The 20,820-nt window shown below is 69.5% G+C and carries 16 protein-coding genes and 1 riboswitch; of the genes, 5 read left to right on the forward strand and 11 right to left on the reverse strand.

Annotated elements, in window-relative coordinates:
- The first annotated feature begins 142 nt into the window (after nucleotides 1-142).
- Nucleotides 143-853, forward strand: a complete 711-nt coding sequence (locus QZM72_RS25085; protein WP_301739489.1) for a DUF4136 domain-containing protein — start codon at nucleotides 143-145, stop codon at nucleotides 851-853.
- 54 nt (nucleotides 854-907) lie between these two features.
- Here QZM72_RS25085 and QZM72_RS25090 read toward each other — a convergent pair whose 3' ends face one another.
- The 7 genes from QZM72_RS25090 to QZM72_RS25120 form a co-directional block, all read right to left on the reverse strand.
- Entirely contained in the window at nucleotides 908-1,480 is a 573-nt protein-coding gene (locus QZM72_RS25090) for a TMEM165/GDT1 family protein (RefSeq protein ID WP_301739490.1), read from the reverse strand.
- A 78-nt stretch (nucleotides 1,481-1,558) separates the two neighbouring features.
- A riboswitch (yybP-ykoY riboswitch) is annotated at nucleotides 1,559-1,696 on the reverse strand.
- Nucleotides 1,697-1,821: 125 nt separating this feature from the next.
- Nucleotides 1,822-3,141, reverse strand: a complete 1,320-nt coding sequence (gene guaD / locus QZM72_RS25095) for a guanine deaminase (RefSeq protein WP_301739491.1) — start codon at nucleotides 3,139-3,141, stop codon at nucleotides 1,822-1,824.
- Between the two features lie 403 nt (nucleotides 3,142-3,544).
- A complete protein-coding gene (locus tag QZM72_RS25100) occupies nucleotides 3,545-4,570 on the reverse strand; it encodes an adenosine deaminase (RefSeq protein ID WP_301739492.1) in 1,026 nt (341 codons plus the stop codon).
- A gap of 17 nt (nucleotides 4,571-4,587) precedes the next feature.
- On the reverse strand, nucleotides 4,588-5,592 hold the full coding sequence (gene xdhC / locus QZM72_RS25105) for a xanthine dehydrogenase accessory protein XdhC (RefSeq protein ID WP_301739493.1): 1,005 nt from the start codon (nucleotides 5,590-5,592) through the stop codon (nucleotides 4,588-4,590).
- A 621-nt stretch (nucleotides 5,593-6,213) separates the two neighbouring features.
- On the reverse strand, nucleotides 6,214-6,726 hold the full coding sequence (locus QZM72_RS25110; RefSeq protein WP_089466911.1) for a disulfide bond formation protein B: 513 nt from the start codon (nucleotides 6,724-6,726) through the stop codon (nucleotides 6,214-6,216).
- A 158-nt stretch (nucleotides 6,727-6,884) separates the two neighbouring features.
- Nucleotides 6,885-8,261: an amidase gene (locus QZM72_RS25115; RefSeq protein WP_301739494.1), complete on the reverse strand. Its 1,377-nt coding sequence runs from the start codon at nucleotides 8,259-8,261 to the stop codon at nucleotides 6,885-6,887.
- 6 nt (nucleotides 8,262-8,267) lie between these two features.
- Nucleotides 8,268-8,948, reverse strand: a complete 681-nt coding sequence (locus QZM72_RS25120) for a GntR family transcriptional regulator (RefSeq protein WP_301739495.1) — start codon at nucleotides 8,946-8,948, stop codon at nucleotides 8,268-8,270.
- A 255-nt stretch (nucleotides 8,949-9,203) separates the two neighbouring features.
- Between QZM72_RS25120 and QZM72_RS25125 the strand changes: the two genes are divergently transcribed.
- Entirely contained in the window at nucleotides 9,204-10,394 is a 1,191-nt protein-coding gene (locus tag QZM72_RS25125; protein ID WP_301739496.1) for a gamma-glutamyl-gamma-aminobutyrate hydrolase family protein, read from the forward strand.
- 115 nt (nucleotides 10,395-10,509) lie between these two features.
- The gene (locus QZM72_RS25130) at nucleotides 10,510-11,214 is read left to right on the forward strand and encodes a DUF2968 domain-containing protein (protein WP_089466915.1); all 705 of its coding nucleotides are present in this window, start codon (nucleotides 10,510-10,512) and stop codon (nucleotides 11,212-11,214) included.
- Between the two features lie 79 nt (nucleotides 11,215-11,293).
- On the opposite strand, the gene QZM72_RS25135 is transcribed toward QZM72_RS25130, so the two are convergent.
- Entirely contained in the window at nucleotides 11,294-12,394 is a 1,101-nt protein-coding gene (locus QZM72_RS25135; RefSeq protein ID WP_301739497.1) for a hypothetical protein, read from the reverse strand.
- Between the two features lie 201 nt (nucleotides 12,395-12,595).
- Here QZM72_RS25135 and QZM72_RS25140 point away from each other — a divergent pair, with 201 nt between their 5' ends.
- On the forward strand, nucleotides 12,596-13,891 hold the full coding sequence (locus QZM72_RS25140) for an MFS transporter (protein ID WP_301739498.1): 1,296 nt from the start codon (nucleotides 12,596-12,598) through the stop codon (nucleotides 13,889-13,891).
- Between the two features lie 82 nt (nucleotides 13,892-13,973).
- On the opposite strand, the gene QZM72_RS25145 is transcribed toward QZM72_RS25140, so the two are convergent.
- Nucleotides 13,974-15,881: a tetratricopeptide repeat protein gene (locus tag QZM72_RS25145; RefSeq protein WP_301739499.1), complete on the reverse strand. Its 1,908-nt coding sequence runs from the start codon at nucleotides 15,879-15,881 to the stop codon at nucleotides 13,974-13,976.
- Nucleotides 15,882-15,939: 58 nt separating this feature from the next.
- Here QZM72_RS25145 and QZM72_RS25150 point away from each other — a divergent pair, with 58 nt between their 5' ends.
- Nucleotides 15,940-17,595 carry an FAD-dependent monooxygenase gene (locus tag QZM72_RS25150; RefSeq protein WP_301739500.1) on the forward strand — a complete coding sequence of 552 codons (1,656 nt, stop codon included), beginning with the start codon at nucleotides 15,940-15,942 and terminating at the stop codon, nucleotides 17,593-17,595.
- Between the two features lie 8 nt (nucleotides 17,596-17,603).
- Here the strand turns inward: QZM72_RS25150 and QZM72_RS25155 are convergent, their stop codons facing one another.
- Together QZM72_RS25155 and fdhF are read right to left on the reverse strand one after the other, a co-directional pair.
- Nucleotides 17,604-17,855 carry a formate dehydrogenase subunit delta gene (locus QZM72_RS25155; protein ID WP_089466919.1) on the reverse strand — a complete coding sequence of 84 codons (252 nt, stop codon included), beginning with the start codon at nucleotides 17,853-17,855 and terminating at the stop codon, nucleotides 17,604-17,606.
- Nucleotides 17,856-17,862: 7 nt separating this feature from the next.
- Nucleotides 17,863-20,814 (reverse strand): formate dehydrogenase subunit alpha, encoded by a 2,952-nt coding sequence (gene fdhF / locus QZM72_RS25160; protein ID WP_301739501.1) that lies wholly within the window; start codon nucleotides 20,812-20,814, stop codon nucleotides 17,863-17,865.
- Nucleotides 20,815-20,820 lie beyond the last annotated feature (6 nt).

A 20,820-nucleotide genomic window follows, 5' to 3' on the forward strand; every position in this document is an offset into this window, starting at 1 on the left:
CGGGCGAACCGGGCCATTGTACAAAGGCTTGCGGCCGCGTGCCGGGCGAACTTTTTACCGCTTCCGGGAGTCCGCGTATTATCGGCATCCCGTTGTGCTTCGCGCGGTGCGACGAACGGGTGACGGATCGACGAGGATCAACATGAAACGCGAATGGATTTTTCGCGGTGCGGGCTGGGCGGCGGCGCTGTGCGTCGCGCTGCTGACCGGCTGCACCAGCTACGTGACCACCCAGGTCACGGCCTTCTCCGACTGGAGCGGCAGCGACGCGACCCGCACCTATGCGTTCACGCGCACGGACGCGCAGAAGAACAGCATCGAGCAGTCGACCTACGAGCCGATCGTCGCGAACGAGCTGTCCGCGTATGCGTTCCGTCAGGTGCCGCCGTCGCAGGCCCGCTATCTCGTCGGGCTGACCTATTCGGTCGGCAGCGATCTCGTGACGGTGCCGCAACCCGTCTACTACGACCCATGGTTCATGGGGCCCGGGCCGTACTGGCGAGGCGGGCCGTGGAGCCCTTGGGGCCCGTGGGGTCCCTGGGGGCCGATGCCGGCCGGCTACGTCGCGCAGACGTACCAGGTATTCGACTACACGCTCGGCATCCGCATCGCCGAGCGCGCGACGGGCAAGGAGGTCTACAACGTGTCCGCGCGCACGACCGGCGACAACGGCACGCTGCTTTACGCGATGCCGTTCCTCGCGCGCAGCGCGCTCGCCGATTTCCCATTGTCGAACGGCGCGGTCCGCACGGTCAGGCTGCCGGTCGACAAGCGCGGCGGGCCGGCGGCGCCGGCCGTCAACGAGCGCGCGGTGCCGGCGGCGCCAGCGTCGGGCGCGGCCGCCGCGAAGTAACGCGGCATCCCTCTCGGCGCGGCCGCCCGGCCGCGCCGGCCACCTGCCTTTTCGTCAGACCCCGACACCCAGCAGCGCCAGCGCGCCGAGCCCGACGAACAGCACGGCCGCGATCCCGTGCACGAGCTTCGTCGGCAAGCGGTGCGCGAAGCGGTCGCCGAGCAGGATCGCCGGCACGTTCGCGAGCATCATCCCGAACGTCGTGCCGGCCACCACGCCGATGTAATCCTGGAAGCGGGCGGCCAGCGCGACGGTCGCGATCTGCGTCTTGTCGCCCATCTCCGCGAGGAAGAATGCGACGAGCGTCGCGCCGAACACGCCGAGCCGCGAGCGGGTCGCTTTGGCTTCGTCCTCGTCGAGCTTGTCCGGCACCAGGATCCACAGCCCCATCGCGATGAACGAGAACGCGAGCGCCCAGCGCATGATCGACGGCGTGACGAGCACGCCCAGCCATTCGCCGAGCGCGCCGGCGAAACCGTGGTTGACGAGCGTCGCGACGAGCACGCCGAGAATGATCGGTACCGGCTTGCGATAGCGCGCGGCCAGAACGAGGGAAAGCAGTTGGGTTTTGTCGCCGATTTCAGCGAGGGCGACGGCGCCGGTGGAGATCAGGAAGGCTTGAGACACGAATGGGGTTCCACGGGCCGTTGTTGTGCGTGCGAGCGACGATTCACCGCGCGCCGGGCCCTGATGCGGCGCGCAGTGAACCATCGGTCTCGCCAGGCCAACGTGGCTGCGTCCGCCATGGCCGAACGGCCAAGTCTGTTGACGGACGCCTCCGTCACGATGCGCGCCGGGGGCGCGGGACATCGAGCGGAGCGGCTACTCCCCAATGAGCGGCGAATTCTAGCACGGCGTGTTGCGCACGGGAAAGCGGCCGGGGCCGCCGTGCGGCGCGCCATGCGCGCGATTCCCGGCAGCGCGACGGCGAAGCGGCCGCGCTGCCGCGACGGCGTACCCGCGAGGCGTTACGCGGTGGCCGGTCGGCGCGCGGCGCCGCGTTCGTGCACGAGTTCGCCGGCCGCATAGGTGCGGTATACCGCGCGGTCGTCGCCGAGCAGCGCGAACGCGAACAGCAGTTCCTCGAGCGAATCCGCGCGCTGCGTGCGGCGCGCGAGCAGCGGCGTCGCGTGCGGATCGAGCACGACGAAGTCGGCCTCGGTGCGCGGTGCGAGCGTGCCGACCGTGTCGGCGAGGTCGAGCGCCTGCGCGGCGCCGGCCGTCGCGAGCCAGAACATCCGCGTGGCGGTCAGGTGGTGCCCCGACAGCCGCGCGACCTTGTGCGCCTCGTTCATCGTCTGCAGCATCGAGAACGACGTGCCGCCGCCGACGTCGGTCGCGAGCGTGACCGGCACGTCGTATTCGCCGGCCTTGTCGAAATCGAACAGCCCGCTGCCGAGGAAGAAGTTCGACGTCGGGCAGTGTGCGACGACGGTGCGCGTCTCGGCCATCCGGCGGCGATCCTCGTCGTCGAGGTGGATGCAGTGGCCGTACACCGCGCGCGGACGCAGCAGCCCGTAGCGGTCGTAGATGTCGAGATAGCTGCGATGGCCGGGGAACAGCTCGGCCACCCATTTCACCTCGTCGACGTTTTCCGCGACGTGGCTTTGCACGAACACGTCCGGATGGCGGCGCGCGAGTTCGCCGCACGCCTCGAGCTGCGCCTCGGTCGACGTCGGCGCGAAGCGCGGCGTGAGCGCGTACATCTGGCGGCCCTTGCCGTGCCAGCGGTCGATCAGCTCGGCGCTGTCGTCGTAGCCCGACTGCGCGGTGTCGCGCAGGAATTCGGGGCAGTTGCGATCCATCAGCACCTTGCCCGCGATCATCCGCAGGTCGCGTGCGTCGCTCGCCGCGAACAGCGCATCGGCCGACTGCTTGTGCACGGTGCAGTAGACGAGCGCGCTCGTCGTGCCGCACGCGAGGAGTTCGTCGACGAAGAAGTCGGCGACTTCGCGCGCATGCTCGGGATCGCCGAACTGGCGCTCGGTCGGGAACGTGTACTTGTCGAGCCACGGCAGCAGGCCCGGCGCCGGCGACGCGATCATGTCCGTCTGCGGATAGTGGATGTGCGTGTCGATGAAGCCGGGCACGATCAGCTTGTCGCGCAGGTCGTGGATCACCGCGTCGCGTGCGAGCGTCGCGGCGAGCCGGGCGTACGGGCCGGCCGCGACGACCTTGCCGTCGTCGACGATCAGGAGCCCGTCGGTCTCGTAGTTCGCGGCCTGGCTCGATTGCGCCGGGTCGCCGTTGAAGGTCAGCAGTTGGGAACGGAAAGCGTTTTGCGTCATGACGAAGGGTCCTGCATCAAGGTAAGGCGAACAGAAGAAATCGATCGACGCCGCACGGGGGCGGGGCGGTGCTTCGCGGGCGGCTGCGGCGGCACGTGATGTGCGGCACGGCCGGAGGCGATTGCGCGGGCGAACGTGGCGGCCGAAGCCGCCCGCGAGTGGTTGCGGGCGCACCTCGCGGCCGTTGCGTTCGCAACTGGTACATCCGCAACCGATACGTCCGCAACCCATACGACGGCGAACGGCACGGCAAGCCGCGACGGCCGGTGCGTGCGAGCGACGCCGTACCGCGCGATCGCGACGCCTGCATGCAGCCGACCAGCTCGGCGCGACGCCGAACGGGGATTCGCGAAGCGGATGCCGTTGCCGTGTTTCATCTGTCAGCGTGTCTCGATGCGGGCCGTCACGCGGCCTGCCAGTACGCGTCGAGGCGCGCGTACAGTGCGTCGCGCTGCGCCGGTTCGATGAACGACGCCTCGAAGCCGTTGCGGATCACCGCATGGACTTCGGCATCCGTGAGTTGCAGCCCTTCGACCGTCGCGAAGTAGTTTTCGTTGACGTAGCCGCCGAAATAGGCCGGATCGTCGGAGTTGATCGTCACCGCGACGCCGCGGTCGAGCAGCGCCTTCAGCGTGTGCTTCGCCATGTCGTCGAACACGCACAGCTTCAGGTTCGACAGCGGGCACACGGTGAGCGCCGTGCGCGTTTTCGCGAGCCGCTCGACGAGCGCCGCATCCTCGATGCTGCGCACGCCGTGGTCGATCCGGTCGACCTTCAGCACGTCGAGCGCTTCGTAGATGTACGCGGGCGGGCCTTCCTCGCCCGCATGGGCGACGAGCTTCAGCCCGAGCGCGCGCGCCTTCTCGAATACGCGGGCGAACTTCGTCGGCGGATGGCCGAGCTCGGACGAATCGAGGCCCACGCCGATCAGCCGATGGCGATAGCGCTCGAACAGCGGCAATGCGGCTTCGAACGTCGCGAGCGCGTCCTCTTCGGACAGGTGGCGCAGGAAGCACAAAATCAGCTTGCTCGACAGCCCGCGCGCTTCGGCATCGGCGAGCGCGCGCTCGATGCCCGCGACGACCGTCTCGATCGGCACGCCGCGCTCGGTGTGCGTCTGCGGGTCGAAGAACAGTTCGGTGTGGACGACGTTGTCGGCGAGCGCGCGCTCGCAGTACGCGGCCGTCATGTCGTAGAAATCCTGCTCGGTGAGCAGCACGCTCGCGCCGGCGTAGTAGATGTCGAGGAACGATTGCAGGTCGGTGAACGCGTACGCGGCGCGCAGCGCGTCGATCGAGTCGTACGCGAGCTTCACGCCGTTGCGCTGCGCGAGCGCGAAGATCAGTTCCGGCTCGAGTGAGCCTTCGATGTGGATGTGCAGCTCCGCTTTCGGCGCGCGGGCAATCTTGTTCTTGAATGTCGGGGTCATGGCGTCGTTTTGGTCGGTCAGTCAGTAGGGGAAGCCTGCGCGGACGCATTCGCCTCGACGGCCTGCAGCAACTGCGCGGCCACCGAGATCGCGATCACTTCGGGCGCCTTGTCGATGATGCCTTCGACGCCGATCGGGCAGCGCATCCGCGCGACCTGGGCCGGGTCGATGCCGATCGCGGCGAGGCGATGATCGAACTGCGTGCGTTTCGTCTGCGAGCCGGTCATCCCGAAGTACGCATAGTCGCCGCGTCGCAGGATGCGCTCGGCCAGCACGAAATCGAGTGCATGGTCGTGCGTCATCACGACGAAGTAGGACTGCGGCGGCGCTGCGTCGACTGCGTCCGCCGGGGAAGCGGCCGCGTCGATCGCGAGGTTGCCGATGCCGGCGAGCGCGTCGGCCGGCGGGAACACCGCATCGGGCCGGTCGATCCAGCGCACCTGGCACGGCAGCGTCGCCAGCACTTTCACGAGCGCGGTGCCGATGTGCCCCGCGCCGAACAGCACGACGGGGAACGCATACGGCGCGATCGTTTCGGTCATCAGCGAGACGCCGCCGGTTTCCCACAGCAGGCAGTCGGCGCGCGCGGCTTCCGATTCGGGCTCGGTCAACAGCGGCGCGCCCGGCGAGGGGCCGAATGATACGCTACGCACGGTCGCGGCGCCGGCCGCGACGCGCTTCGCGAGCGACATGATCCAGCCGAGGTCGCCGACGTCGAGCCGCTCGAACGCGAGCACCACGGCGCCGCCGCAGCACTGGCCGAGGCTCGGGCCGAGCGCGAGCCGCTCGAGCCGGCGCGCGTGCGGCACGTGCGCGCCGTCCTTCAGCAGGTGCCGCGCGATCTCGATCGCCTTCCATTCCAGATGACCGCCGCCGATCGTATGGCGGGCCGTGTCGCGCGTGACGAGCATCTTGGTGCCGGCCTCGCGCGGCGCGGAGCCGTCGGTGTGCGCGACCGTCACGAGCACGGCCGCTTCGCCGTGCGCGAGCAGTTGCTGCAGATCGCCGAGCCAGGCTTCCATCAGCACGCTCCGTTCGGGACGACGCGGCACGACGCGCGGCGCGCTCTGGCGGACGCGGCGGCAACGAGAACGAACGGGGGCGCGGCAGGCCGGCTGCACGGCGGATGCCATGCGGCGGCGGCCGACCGACGGCGTGCGCGAACGGCGCCGCCGGACGCGCGGACGCCATGAGGGTGACGGATGCGGATGGTGTGCGTTGTCATGATGAATCCAGTCGACATTGCGGATCGGGCGCGCGTTACGCAGGCAGCGGTGAGACCGCCTGGCCTCGCGCACGTAGATCGCCATCCAGCCCCGAAGATAGCACCGCCACGCGGCGGGAACATGGCCGGGCGGTGATCCGGGCTATCAGGCGGCGATCATGTCGATCATAGGCCCGCCGCGTGGGATCGGGGGACCGATGCATGCACATCGGGCCGAAACGCATGCGTGGCGGGGCAGGTGCGCGGCGATCGCGCGACGCCCGCCCGCCCGGAAATCCGGGCGGCGGCGGGGTAGGTGTTTACGCGCGGCGGCCGGGCGGGGCCGGCGCAGGCCGCAGCCGGGGTGACGACGCGCCGGCGGCGCGCGGCCCATTCGCGCGGGCCGCGCATGCGACGGGCCGGCACCGCGGCCAGGGGGTCAGCCCGCGAGCTTGCGGCGATGGCGCCAGAGGCTCGCGACGACCGCGACCAGGATCAAGGCGAAGCCGATCAGCGCCCAGCCGGGCAGCAGGATGCCGAGGATCGGCGGGTAGACGGTCTCGCACAGCCCGGCGACCTTGAACATGCCGGGGAACCACTGCGCGGGCGGCAGGCTGTCGACGATCGGCTGCAGCGTGTCGAAGCCGCAGCTGAAGCCCGGATTCATCTGGATCGACAGGTGCCGCGCGGCCGTGCCGACACCGCCGGCCGCGGCGATCGCGATCAGCAGTTCGAGCACCCAGACGCCGCGCCAGTTGCGGATCCCGGCGGCCAGGAACGCGAAGATCCCGATCGCGCAGAAGAAATAGCGCTGGATGATGCACAGCGGGCACGGGTCTTCGTTCTTCACGTACTGCAGGTACAGCGCGCCGGCCAGCAGGGCGATGCACACCCATCCGAGCAGCATCAGCAGGCGGCGTTCGCGGCGGAGTGCAAGCGTGTAGTCGTTCATGTCGGCGGGGGTCCTCGTCGGTCGGTCCGTAAAACAATCGCGCGATTTTAGCGCGAATGATCTGGCACGAAACTGACATCGGCCGTGCGGCGGCCTGCCGCACCGCGCGCGGGCCGACGGCGATCGGTGCGCGACCGGCTTGCCATCGGCCGGTGCGGTCAGCGGATCGTGTTCAGCACGGCCTCGACCGACTGGCCGATCGCGAGCAGCGCGTCGTCGCGATGCGGCGCCGCCGCGAGCATCAGGCCGACCGGCGCCGCGTCGCGCGGATGGCACGGCAGCGACAGGCCGCACGCATCGAGGAAGTTGAACGCGCTCGGGTTGCGCAGGATCAGCGCGTTGGTGCGCGTGAACGCGTCGTCGTCCGTTTCGAGTTCGGCGATGCGCGGCGGCACGACCGGCACCGTCGGCGCGACGAGCGCATCGAAGCGCGACCAGACCGTGTGCGCGGCTTCGTCGAGCATCGCGGCGCGCGCGGCGAGCAGGTCGAGATAGTCGGCCGCGCTTGCGGGTTCGCCCTTCAGGATTCGCGTCAGCACGCGCGGGTCGTACTGGTCGCGATGCTGGGCGAGCAGCGGACGATGCCACGCGTACGCTTCGATCGGCGAGAAGCCGAAACGGTTGATTTCCGGCAGCCGGTCGAGCGCGGGGAAGCGTACTTCGGTGACGATCGCGCCGGCCGCTTCGAGATGCTTGAGCGCGGTGTCGAGCGCCGCCGCGACGTCGGCATCGACGCCATCCGTCACATAGTTCGTCAGCACGCCGAGCCGTACGCCTTCGAGCGGCCGGGCGGCCGGCACGTGCGGCTCGAGCCCCGCGAGCATCCGGTCGACCAGTGCGCAGCACGCGACCGTCAGGCCGATCGGGCCGAACGAGTCGAGCGTCGTCGACAGCGGCACGCCGCCTTGCGTCGGAATCCGGCTCGCGGTCGGCTTGAAGCCGGTCAGCCCGCACAGCGCGGCCGGAATGCGGATCGAGCCGCCGGTGTCGGTGCCGAGCGCGACGGCGGCCATCCCGTCGGCGACCGACGCGGCCGCCCCCGACGACGAGCCGCCCGAAATCCGCGCATCGCCCGGCACGTCGCGGTGATACGGCGAGCGCGGGTTGCCGAAGTGCGGATTCAGCCCGAGCCCCGAGAACGCGAACTCGCTCATGTTGGTGCGGCCGACCAGCACCGCGCCCGCACGCTTGAGCCGCGCGACGGCGACCGCATCGGTGCGCGCGGCCGGCGCGCCGTCGAGTACGCGCGACCCCGCGCGCGTGACCTGGCCCGCGACGTCGAACAGGTCCTTGATCGACACGGGAATGCCCGCGAGCGGCGACAGCACGGTGCCCGCGGCGCGCAGCCGGTCGTGCGCGTCGGCGGCCGCGCGGGCGTTGTCGGCATCGACTTCGGTGAAGACGACGGCGCCCTGGCCCGACGGATCGGCGATCCGGTCGAGTGCGGTGTCGACGAGCGCGCGGCTCGTGGTCCGGCCGGCGGCGAGGTCGGCGGCGAGCTGGGCGAGCGGGGGGAACGGCGTGAAAGTGGTCATGGCGACTCAGGGGCGAAGACGTTGGAGAAGCGTGGAGCGGAACGAATCGATATGGCTTTCGACGGCTGCGCGCGCGCCGGCGGCGTCGCGTGCGGACAGCCGGTCGAACAGCGCGCGGTGTTCGTGCTGGACGTCGGCGAGGTGGTGCGGTTCGGACAGCGTGACGAACCAGAAACGCAGCGAGCGCTCGTGCAGCGCGCGCAGGATGTCGGCGAGCACCGCATTGCGCGTGGCCGCCGCGATCGTCTGATGAAACGCGCGGTCGAGCTCCATCATGCCCTCGACGTCGTGGGTGTCGACACAGGCCTGCCCGTCGTCGAGCAGCGCGGCCAGGCGCGCGAGATCGTCGGGGGTCGCGTGGCGCGCGGCGAGGTCGGCGCAGTGCGCTTCGTTGACGCGCCGCACGTCGATCACCGCGACGATGTCCTCGAGCGACAGCGGCTGCACCATCAAGCCCTTGCGCGGGATCACCGACAGCAGCCCTTCGAGCACGAGCCGATGCACGGCCTGGTGCACCGGCGTGCGGCCGATGCCCGTGCGCGCGACGAGGTCGGCTTCGTTCAGCGCGGCGCCCGGCTTCAGGCGCATCGTGATGATGTCCCGCTGGATCAGCGCGTACGCGCGGTCGGCGAGACTGGCCGGCGACGCGGCGGCGCGGTCGGGGGTAAGGTCGGTCACGGTACTCATGCCGGTTGCGGCGCGGCGGCCGGGAAGGGCGCGATCATGGCGCGGAGGCTCGGGAAGCATGGACGATCGCTGGATATTATTGTGATATATCACCGATGTCCAGCGCGTGCGATACGGGGGTAACGATCCCGGTGCGGGTGGCCGCCACTTGCAACAATATCGACAGGATGTTGCAGGTTTACCGCGCGATCGTGCACTGAAGCATAATGAATCCTCGTCTATCCCTACGCGCGAGCGACGCATCAGACTATCGTCATGAGCGAAAACACGCCTTCCCCGGCCGGTCTGCCCGGCACCTCTTCCGCTTCTTCCGATTCCCCTCGTCCCGATCCGGCGAAAACGCCCGATGCGCCGGCCACGCAGGCCGCCGCGGAGCATGTCGCCGATGACGGTGCATCGCCCGTCACGGCCGCCTCCGAGCCGGGCGCGCCCGGTGCGGCAGGCGCCGTCGGCGATGACGCCGCCGCGGTCGCACCGCTGAAGCCAGGCGCGCCGCCGCCCGGCTTCGGCGCGCCGCCCGATTTCGACACGCCGCGACCGCCGCCGGCGAACGCGCAGAATGCGCCGCCCGCCTATCTGAAGCAGAGCGACACGCCGTGGTCGGTATTCGGCCGGATCGTCGCGGCCCGCGCACGGCGGCTGTTCGACCGCGCCGGCCAGCGCATCACGCAACGCACGCTGCGCATCGGCGTATCGGCGCGGATCTTCCATCCGGAGCCGGGCGCGAAGGGGCTGCGCGGCAAGACGCTGCAGTATCTCGAGGAATCGATCGCCCACTGGGTGATGTCGCGCGACGTGCTCGTATTCATGATTCCGACCGTCGGCCATCAAGGCATGATCCATCCGAGCAACATCCGTCTGCGCGATTACGCGAAGCATCTCGACGGCCTGCTGCTGCAAGGCGGCGCCGACGTGTCGCCGCAGACCTACGCGGCGTCGGATGCGCGCCCCGAATGGCCCGGCGATCGCGTGCGCGACATGTACGAGCTCGAGCTGCTGCACGAATTCGTCGAGTCCGGCAAACCCGTGCTCGGCGTATGTCGCGGCTGCCAGTTGATCAACGTCGCGTTCGGCGGTTCGCTGTACCAGGACATCGCCACCGACGTGCCGACCGCGAACGCGCACGTGAGCGAGCATTACGACCAGCATCGTCACGCGATCCGCTTTCCCGATTCGTCGACGCTCGCGAGCATGTTCCCGGGGCGCAGCGAAGCGATCGTCAACTCGATTCACCACCAGGCGATCCGCGATCTCGGTCGCGATCTGAACATCGAGGCCGTGTCGGCCGGCGACGGGATCATCGAAGGCATTCGCCATCGTCGTTCGCCGTTCGTCGTCGGCGTGCAGTGGCATCCGGAGTTCCATCGCGCGGGCGGTTCCGAACTGCTCGACTGCACGCCGCTGCTCGACGCGTTCCTGCGCGCGGCACGCGAAACGCGCTTGTAGCACGCCGTATTTTTCGCGTGGCACGCAGGCCGGCCGCATCCCGATAAATTCGAGATGCGGCCGTTTCGTTTTGCACGATAATCGCCAGTTCCGATTTGTTCGCCGGAGTCTGACGTTGGCTTTCCGAAACTTCTTCCCTGCACGATGCGCAACGTGGATCGTTGCGCTGGCCGCCTGCGCGCAAGCGGGCGCGGCCTGGTCCGCCGATGCGACCGCACCCGTCGCCGGTACGCGTCCGGCAGTCACGAGCCTGAGCGGCAGCGCGTCGTCGGCGCCATCGGCATCGGCCTCGGTCGCGTCGGACACCGCCGCGCAAGGCAACGTCGCCGAGCTGACGCAGATGCTGCACGACGGCCGGATCGTCGAGATGCGCACGACCTACAACGGCAGCTACGGTGCGAGCCTGATGTTCGATCCGCGCGAGATGACGTATTACGTCGCCTTGTTCCAGGACAAGAACCTGTGGCGCGTGATCCGTTCGCAGGAAAAGAATCGCGCGGAGATGGTGTACGCGAATTTCGTTCAGCAGACGGCGCAGCTCGCCGATATCGAGATTCGCCGGACCGAGCTGCAGGCGCAGAAGGCATTTCTCGAACGCGTGATCGCGCTGCAGGCGAATCGTGCGCAGCAGTTGCAGGCCGACTTGAGCGTCGCGCGCAGCCAGCAGGCCGAAGTCGCGCAGCGGCAGAAGTCGGCGCAGGAGCAGGCGCAGGCGCTGCAGGTCGAGAAGCGGGCGGCGCAGTTGCAGTTGCGCGATCTGCAGGAGCAGGTGCGGCAACTCGAGAAGCAGACCGAAACGGGGCTGTCCATGCACAAGTAACGATTCGTCGAACGGACGGAACGAGACGAGCGAAAACCCCGGCGAAGCGATCTTCGCCGGGGTTTTTATTGGGCGGACGTCAATGCGCGAACGCGTCCGGCACGTCGGTCAAGCGGCGATGCGACAGTCGCGTCGTCCAGTCGAAGCCGGCCGCGGGCGCGTGTGTCGGCTGCGTTACGGGCAGCGCGTTCGCGATGGCAATCAACGTGGCCGGATCGTCGAGCGAGTCGCGCGTATCGCGCGTGTCTGCCATGCGCGGCGGCCGGGCGAGCCGATCGCGTGTGCGGGTGTCGCCCGCGGCGCGCGGGAGCGGCGCATGCGCAGCCGGTCGCGGCACGACCGGTGTGCGGGGCGATGCTTGCGTCGTGCGCGGGCCCGTTGCCCGACGTGGCGAAGCAGGGGCGGCGTGCCGCACCTCGGAGGTCGCTTGCGGGTGAAGCGACGCGTGGCGGAGCGGAATGTGGTGCGCGACGGGCGACGATTCCGTCGTGTTCGCGACACGCGTCGCCATCTTGCGCCGCGGCATGGCGTTCGTCGACGGGGTCGGTTCAGCCTCGGCGACACGTACGGTGCCGGTCGATATCGTGGTGTGCGCGGGCGCGCCGCCGGCGGCTTGAATCGTGTACGGGGAGCCGAAACCCGCCGGTGGCTCGTACGCGCCGATCAGCCAGCCGATGATGCCGAGTGTGCCGATGCTCCAGCAGGCGGCGTACATCGCGCGCCGGTCGCGAGGGCGGCGGGCCGGATGGCGCAAGCGCCGGCCGGGGACGACAGCCGGCGTGACAGTCAACCCGGCCGAGGCCGGCAGCGCCGCCGTCACGGATAGCGGCTGCCATTGGCACGCGCGGTGCGGTCGGTCGACATCGATGCAGGACGTCGTCAGGGTCGCGAGGCAGTGCCTGCCGGGCCCGGCACCCCGTGCGTCGCTAAATCGCCATTCGCGGCCGAACGGCGGGACGTGGTCGAGCGGGGTGGCGCGAGGGCGGGCAAGCGCGCCTTCGACCGGGACGAGGGGGGATGGGATCATGGCGGGGGCGTCGTGCGACACGGGCGACCCGTGCCGACGCGGCGTGAAAATGTCGTCGCAAATCCTGACATTGTGGTCAGCCGGCGAAGGTCGGTCGATCGGATCGATCTGATTCTTGTGCCCGTTTCCGGGCGACTTGTACGAGGCGGCCACCGCGACGCCGGTGACGAGCGCGCTACAAGGCAAATGTCGGCTTGCCGTGGCATGATTCGCGAATCATGCCGGCGGCGCGCCGTTACGCGCGGTGCCGCCGGCGGGCAGCGATGCCCGTGCGCGTCGGCCCGGTCCGGCGCGGCGCGCGTCGCCGGATCCATGCGGCGCGGTATGCGCGCCATCCGAGCTGAGCGAGAAAACATGTCCACAGCGTCGCCTGCCATCGCGCAGGAATCGAAAGTCCGCACCGTCTTCCGCGTCGTCAGCGGCAACTTCCTGGAAATGTACGACTTCATGGTCTACGGGTATTACGCGTCGGCCATCGCGAAAACGTACTTTCCGAGCGGCAACGCCTTCGCGTCGCTGATGCTGTCGCTGTCGGTATTCGGCGCGGGCTTCCTGATGCGGCCGGTCGGTGCGATCGTGCTCGGCGCGTACATTGACCATCACGGCCGCCGTAAGGGGCTGATCCTGACCCTCGGGCTGATGGCGATCGGCACGCTCACCGTGGCCGCGATACCGGGCTATGCGACGATCGGCGTGCTCGCGCCGGTGCTCGTGCTGCTCGGCCGGTTGTTGCAGGGCTTTTCGGCGGGCGTCGAACTCGGCGGCGTGTCGGTCTATCTGTCGGAGATCGCGACGAAGGGCCACAAGGGGTTCTATACGTCGTGGCAGTCGGGCAGCCAGCAGGTCGCCGTCGTGTTCGCCGCGTTCGTCGGCGTCGTGCTGAACCGCGCGCTGCCGGTCGAGGAAATGACCGCGTGGGGCTGGCGCATTCCGTTCCTGATCGGCTGCCTGATCGTGCCGTTCCTGTTCCTGATCCGCCGTTCGCTGAAGGAGACCGACGAATTCCTGGCGAAGCGTCACCGCCCGACGATGGGCGAGATCATGCGCTCGATGCTCGACAACTGGAGTGTCGTGGTGGCCGGCATGGGGATGGTGATCATGACGACGGTGTCGTTCTACATGATTACCGCGTACACGCCGACCTTCGGCAAGGAAGTGCTGCACCTGTCGTCGCTCGACGCGCTCGTCGTGACCGTCTGCGTCGGGATCTCGAATCTCGTGTGGCTGCCGCTGTCCGGTGCGCTGTCCGATCGCATCGGCCGCCGCCCGGTGCTGATCGCGTTCACCGTGCTGACGCTGCTGTCGGCTTACCCGGCCGTGTTGTGGCTCGTCGGCGATCCGTCGTTCCTGCGGCTGCTCGCGGTCGAGCTGTGGCTGTCGTTCCTGTACGCGTCGTACAACGGCGCGATGGTCGTCGCGCTGACCGAAGTGATGCCGGCCGACGTGCGGACGGCCGGCTTCTCGCTCGCGTACAGCCTGGCAACGACGATCGGCGGTTTCACGCCGGCGATCTCGACGCTGCTGATCCACCAGACGGGCAACAAGGCGGCGCCGGGGATGTGGTTGAGTGTGGCCGCGATCTGCGGCTTGATCGCGACGCTCGTGCTGTACCGCACGTCCGACGCGCGCAACCAGTACAAGTCGGCCTGACGGCGGCCGGCATAGCGCGCGGTGTCCACCGCGCATCGCGTTGAAAAAAGGGAGCGCATTGCGCTCCCTTGTTCGTTCGCGCTCAGGCTTCGCGCAGCATGCCGGCCACCGCGGCCGCCACGTCGGGCCACGCGCCCGGTGCAGGCTGGCGGGCGATGCGGGCGCGCGCGTACCACGGGCAGTCGCCGCCGGTGAACCAGCGCCAGTCGGCCGCGAACGGCAGCATGACCCACAGCGGCTTGCCGAGCGCGCCCGCGAGGTGCGCGACGGCCGTGTCGATCGTGACGACGCCGTCGAGCCGCTCGATCAGCGCGGCCGTATCGGCAAAGTCGTTCAGCCGGCCGTCGAGGCGATGCACGCGCGGATGCGCGTCGACGCGCGCCCGTTCTTCGTCGTCCAGCGCGGGCTGCAGCACGATCCAGTCGATGTCCGGCAGCGCGAGCAGCGGCGCGAGCGCGTCGAACGGCATCGAGCGGTTTTCCTGCGCCTGCCGGCGCCCCGACCATGCGAGGCCGAACTTGCGCTTCGACTGCCCGCCGAGCGAGCCGCGAAAGCGCCGCCGGGCGCCGTCGGGCGCATCGAGGTAGCGCGAGCCGACGATGTCCTCCGGCTGAAGCCCGAGCAGGAACGGCAGGCTCATCAGCGTGCAGGCGACATCCGCGGCCGGCGGCTTCGCGGTGCCTTGCGGGACGAGCGTCACGCGCCAGCGCGCGGCGGCCGGCGTCAGCAGCGCGACGAGTTCGGGCTGAACCTCGAGCGTGACCCGCGCGCAGCGTGCGCGCACCTGCGGCACGAAGCGGACGAACTGCAGCGTATCGCCGAACCCCTGTTCCGCGCGGATCAGCAGCGTGCGCGACGCAATCGGCTCGCCCTGCCAGCGCGGCAGCGCGCCGAGCGGCGTCGCGCCGGGCGTCTCGTGGCGCGCTTCGTACGCGGGCAGGCCGCGCGTGAAGTCGCGCAGCGTCAGCAGCGTGACCGCGCGATGCAGCCGCGCGAGCGTGAGATCGGGCGCGACGCGCAGCGCCTGGTCGAATGCGCGCAGCGCCATCTCGTGCGCGCCGAGCGCGTGATGCGCGTTGCCGAGATTCAGCCATGCGAGCCCGAACGACGGATCGAGCCCGACGGCGCGCTCGTAGTAGGGCAGCGCGTCGCGATGGCGCGCTTGCGCGCAGAGCGCGTTCGCGAGCCCGAACAGCGCGAGCGGAAACGGCGGGTGCAGCGCGAGCGCGGCTTCGAATGCCGCGGCGGCCTCCGCATGCCGGCCGACCGCATCGAACGTGTTGCCGAGATTGAAATGCGCGGCGACGAATCGCGGCTGCGCGGCGATCGCGGCCTGGAAGTGCGCGATCGCATCGTCGGCGCGACCCATCGCGCTCAGCGCCATCGCGAGGTTGTTGTGCGCGCCCGCATGCCCGGGCCGGAGCTCGAGCGCGCGACCGAACGCGGCGAGCGCGTCGTCGTGGCGGCCGAGCGCGTTCAGCGCGTTGCCGAGATTGTTGTGGATCGACGCGTCGTCGGGCGTGAGCCGCAGCGCCCGGCTGAACGCGTCGATCGCGTCGTCGTGACGCTGCAGCGCCGCATACGCGTTGCCGAGGTTGTAGTGCGCGAGCGGAAATTCGGGCGCGAGCGTCAGCGCGTTGCGGAATCGGTCGATCGCTTCGTCGAGCCGGCCGAGCGCTTTCAGCGCGTTGCCGAGATTGAGCTGCAGCGCGGCGTCGTCCGGACGCAGCGCGACGGCGCGGCCGACGAGATCGGCTGCCTCGGCATGCTGGCCCTGCTGGTGCCGCAGCACGCCGAACAGGTGCAGCGCGTCGGCGTTGGCGGGGTTGGAGGCGAGCGCGTGGCGATAGCCGTGCTCGGCCTCGGCGAGGCGGCCCGCACGATGTGCGGCGTACGCCCGGTCGAATGCGGAATCCATGACGCGATAACTGGCGGAAAGCGCGTATTTTCCCACACCGCGCGGCGGGGCCGCGCATCGTCCGTCCGGCATATGGCCCCGTCACGCGGAGCGGCGTAGACTGGCAGGGTCGCGTGTCATCGAGGTCTCCATGGCTGACACACAGTCCGATATCCCACCCGTGCTGATCGTCGGCGCGGGGCCGACCGGCCTTGCCGCGGCGATGAGCCTCACGCGGGCCCGCGTGCCGGTGCGCATCATCGATCGGCTCGTCGCGCCCGCGCCGTTTTCGCGTGCGATCGGCATCCAGGCGCGCACGCTCGAACTGCTGGAGCAGCATCGTGCGGTCGAACCGTTTCTCGCGCTCGGCCATCGCGCCCATGCCGCCGAGCTGCATGCCGACGGCCGCGTGATCGCGCGGCTCGATTTCGATCCGCTGCAAACGCGCTATCCGTATCTGATGTTTCTCGACCAGAGCATCACCGAGCGGCTGCTCGTGGAGCACCTGGCCGGAATGGGTGTGACCGTCGAACGCGGTACGGCGCTGACCGCGTGCGACACGGGCGGGACGGGCGGCACGTCGCTCGACGTGACGCTGCGCGGCGCCGACGGTCGCGACGAGTCGTTCGCCCCGTCGTACCTGATTGCCGCCGACGGCGCGCACAGCACGGTCAGGCACCTGCTCGGCCTGGGCTTTGCCGGGCATGCGTTCGAACAGACTTTCCTGCTGGCCGATTTCGCGGCGATACCCGACTGGCCGGACGAGGAAATCCACCTGTTCACGACACCCGCGGGCATCGCGGGCCTGTTTCCGATGGGCGGCGGCCGTTACCGGCTCGTCGCGGACCGGCCGCCCGGCAGCGGCGCGTCGCCCGACGCGGCGGCGCCGTCGCTCGAGGAATGCGACGCGATCATCCGCGCGCGCGTCGGCGCATCGATCTCGCCAAGCGATCTCGCGTGGTCGTCCTATTTCCATCTGCACAGCCGGATGGTCGACCGGCTGCGTCACGGCCGCGTGTTCTTCGCGGGCGACGCCGCGCACGTCCACAGCCCGGCCGGCGCGCAGGGCATGAACACCGGCATCCAGGAGGCGTTCAACCTCGGCTGGAAACTCGCGCGCGTGATTCGCGCCGGCGCGCCCGAGCGGTTGCTCGACACGTATCACGCGGAGCGCCATCCGATCGAGCGCGACGTGTTGCGGCAGACCGGTTTCGTCACGCAGGTCGTCGAAGCCGAGCGCGGTGCGATGAAGCTGCTGCGCGATCACGTCGTGCCGCTGCTCGCGTCGTTCGGGCCGATGCGCGACGCGGTCAGGCGCACGGTGAGCGAGCTCGGCGTGCAGTACCGGAAGAGTCCGCTCACGCTCGAGCGCGTGCTCGACGGCGGCCCGCGCGCGGGCGAGCGCGCGCCCGATGCGCTCGTGCACGTGCTCGACGGGCCGCTCGGTCGCGCGCCCGGCACGGCGCGACTATACGATCTTCACGATCCGGCGAGTTTCACGCTGTTGCTGCTGGAAGAGCCGGCGAATGCCGACGCCGGCGAGGTGCCGCCGATCCCGGCCGATGCGCAGGCGCTCGTGCAGGGGCTCGAACGGATCATGCCGGAAGCGGTGCGCGTGTGGCGCGTCGCCGATGCCGAAGGCGACGGTGCGGCGGGGCTTGCGCAGGAATACGGCCGCTCGCGGCCGTCGTTCTATCTGCTGCGGCCCGACGGCTATGTCGCCGCGCGCGGGCGCACGGCGACCGACGCGAACGCGTTGCTGCGCCACTGCGAAAGCTGGTTCGCGGGCATGTCGGTGTCCGCGTAGCCGCGCGCTCAGGCGGGCGCCGCGGCAGGCACGAGCGACGCGCGATGCGCGGCGATCGCGTCGCGCACGATCGGCGCCGCGCGTTGCCCGGCTTCGCTCGACGGGTCGTCGAGCGCGGCGAGCAACGCGCGACGCATCCGCGGTTCCCAGAAGCGCCGGATATGCTCGGCGATGCCGCCCAGCGCTTCGTCGCGATCGGGCATCGATTCGAAGAACGCGCCGATCTGGTTGGCCATGTCGATCAGGTGGTCGTGGTCCATGGCTGCCTCACTTGCCCGTCGTCGCGATGGCCGGCGCGGCGGCGCGGCGCTCGAGCAGATCGAGTTGCTCCGAGTTGAAGCGCGCATACGCCTGCTGCCAGTCGGACGGTTGCGCAACCGGCATCACCTGCACGGCCGTCACCTTGTATTCCGGGCAGTTCGTCGCCCAGTCGGAGCTCTCCGTCGTGATCACGTTCGCCCCCGATTCGGGGAAGTGGAACGTCGTGTACACGACGCCCGGCTGCATGCGATCGGACACCAGCGCGCGCAACACGGTCTGCCCGGCGCGCGATTCGATGCCGACCCAGTCGCCGGTGCGGATCCCGCGATCCTCGGCGTCGTGCGGATGGATCTCGAGGCGATCCTCTTCATGCCACCGGACGTTTTCGGTCCGGCGCGTCTGTGCGCCGACGTTGTATTGCGACAGGATGCGGCCCGTCGTCAGGATCAGCGGATAGCGCTGCGTGACTTTCTCCGGCGTCGGAATGAACTTGGTGATCACGAACCGGCCCTTGCCGCGCACGAACGTGTCGATGTGCATGGTCGGCGTGCCTTCCGGCGCGTGTTCGTTGCACGGCCACTGGATGCTGCCGAGCGCGTCGAGCTTCTCGTACGACACGCCCGAGAAGGTCGGCGTGAGCCGCGCGATTTCGTCCATGATTTCCGACGGATGCGTGTAGTGCATGTCGTAGCCGAGCGCCTGCGACAGCAGCAGCGTGACCTCCCAGTCCGCGTAGCCCGCGAGCGGCGGCATCACCTTGCGCACGCGCGAGATCCGGCGCTCCGCGTTCGTGAACGTGCCGTCCTTTTCGAGGAACGTCGAGCCCGGCAGCAGCACGTGCGCGTATTTCGCGGTTTCGTTCAGGAAGATGTCCTGCACGACGATGCATTCCATCGCCGACAGCGCGGCCGCGACGTGCTGCGTGTTCGGGTCCGACTGGACGATGTCCTCGCCCTGGCAGTAAAGCCCCTTGAAGCTGCCGTCGAGCGCCGCGTCGAACATGTTCGGGATGCGCAGCCCCGGCTCCGGCTGCAGCGTGGCCGACCACGCCTGTTCGAACTGCGTGCGTACGACCGCGTCGCTGATGTGCCGGTAGCCGGGCAGTTCGTGCGGGAACGAGCCCATGTCGCACGAACCTTGCACGTTGTTCTGGCCGCGCAGCGGATTGACGCCGACGCCCTCGCGGCCGACGTTGCCGGTTGCCATCGCGAGGTTCGCGATGCCCATCACCGTCGTCGAGCCTTGCGCGTGTTCGGTGACGCCCAGGCCGTAATAGATCGCGGCGTTGCCGCCCGTCGCGTACAGGCGCGCGGCCTCGCGCACCAGCCCGGCCGGCACGCCCGTCACGTCCGCGGTCGCCTCGGGCGAATTGTCCGCCTGCGCGACGAAGTCGCGCCATTGCTCGAACGCGCGCGTGTCGCAGCGCTCGGCGACGAAGGCGTCGGCCACCAGCCCTTCGGTGACGATCACGTGCGCCAGCGCGTTGACGATCGCGACGTTGGTGCCGGGGCGCAACTGCAGATGATGCGTGGCCTTCACGTGCGGGCCGTCGACGACGTCGATGCGGCGCGGGTCGATCACGATCAGCTTCGCGCCTTCGCGCACGCGCCGCTTCAGCCGCGAGCCGAACACCGGATGGCCGTCGGTCGGGTTCGCGCCCATCACGACGATCACGTCGGCCTGGCCGACCGAGGCGAACGTCTGCGTGCCGGCCGATTCGCCGAGCGTCGTCTTGAGGCCATAGCCGGTCGGCGAGTGGCACACGCGTGCGCAGGTATCGACGTTGTTGTTGCCGAACGCGGCGCGCACGAGCTTCTGCACGAGATAGGTTTCCTCGTTCGTGCAGCGCGACGACGTAATCCCGCCGATCGAATCGCGGCCGTACTTCTGCTGCAGCTTGCGGAATTGCGTCGCCGCGTAGGTGAGGGCTTCGTCCCAGCTCACTTCGCGCCACGGGTCGGTGATCTTCTCGCGGATCATCGGCTTCGTGATGCGGTCCTTGTGCGTCGCATAGCCCCACGCGAAGCGTCCTTTCACGCATGCGTGGCCTTCGTTCGCGAGACCGTTCTTGTGCGGCGTCATGCGCACGACCTGCGTACCCTTCATCTCGGCCTTGAACGAGCAGCCGACGCCGCAGTACGCGCAGGTCGTGACGACCGAGTGCTCGGCCTGCCCGAGCTGCACGACGGATTTTTCCTGCAGCGTGGCCGTCGGGCAGGCGGCCACGCAAGCGCCGCACGACACGCATTCCGACGCCATGAACGATTCGCTTTCGCCGGCGGCGACACGCGATTCGAAGCCGCGCGCGGCGATCGTCAGCGCGAACGTGCCCTGCGTTTCCTCGCACGCGCGCACGCAGCGGTTGCAGACGATGCACTTCGACGGATCGTACGTGAAGTACGGATTCGATTCGTCCTTCGTGTCCTTCAGGTGATTCGCGCCATCGAAGCCGTAACGCACTTCGCGCAGGCCGACCACGCCGGCCATGTCCTGCAGTTCGCAGTCGCCGTTGGCCGGGCAGGTGAGGCAGTCGAGCGGGTGGTCGGAGATGTACAGCTCCATCACGTTGCGGCGCAGCGACTGCAGCCGGTCCGATTGCGTGCGCACCTTCATGCCGGCTTCGGCCGGCGTCGTGCACGACGCCGGATAGCCGCGCCGGCCTTCGATCTCGACGAGGCACAGCCGGCACGAGCCGAACGGCTCGAGCGAATCGGTCGCGCACAGCTTCGGGACGTTGACGCCGGCTTCGATCGCCGCGCGCATCACCGACGTGCCGGCCGGCACCGTGACCGGCTGGCCGTCGATTTCGAGCGTGACGTCGGTATCGGCGTACCGTTGCGGCGTGCCGTAGTCGGTTTCGTTGTGCGGATCGCGTGCGCGCGCCTGGGCGGCGCTCTTGCACGCGCATTGGCCCGAGCCGCAGCCGCCTTGGCGGACGTTGTTCGTGTCGAGGGACATGCAGGG

Origin of the sequence: Burkholderia sp. AU45388, assembly GCF_030481585.1 — a bacterium.
Classification (GTDB): domain Bacteria; phylum Pseudomonadota; class Gammaproteobacteria; order Burkholderiales; family Burkholderiaceae; genus Burkholderia; species Burkholderia sola.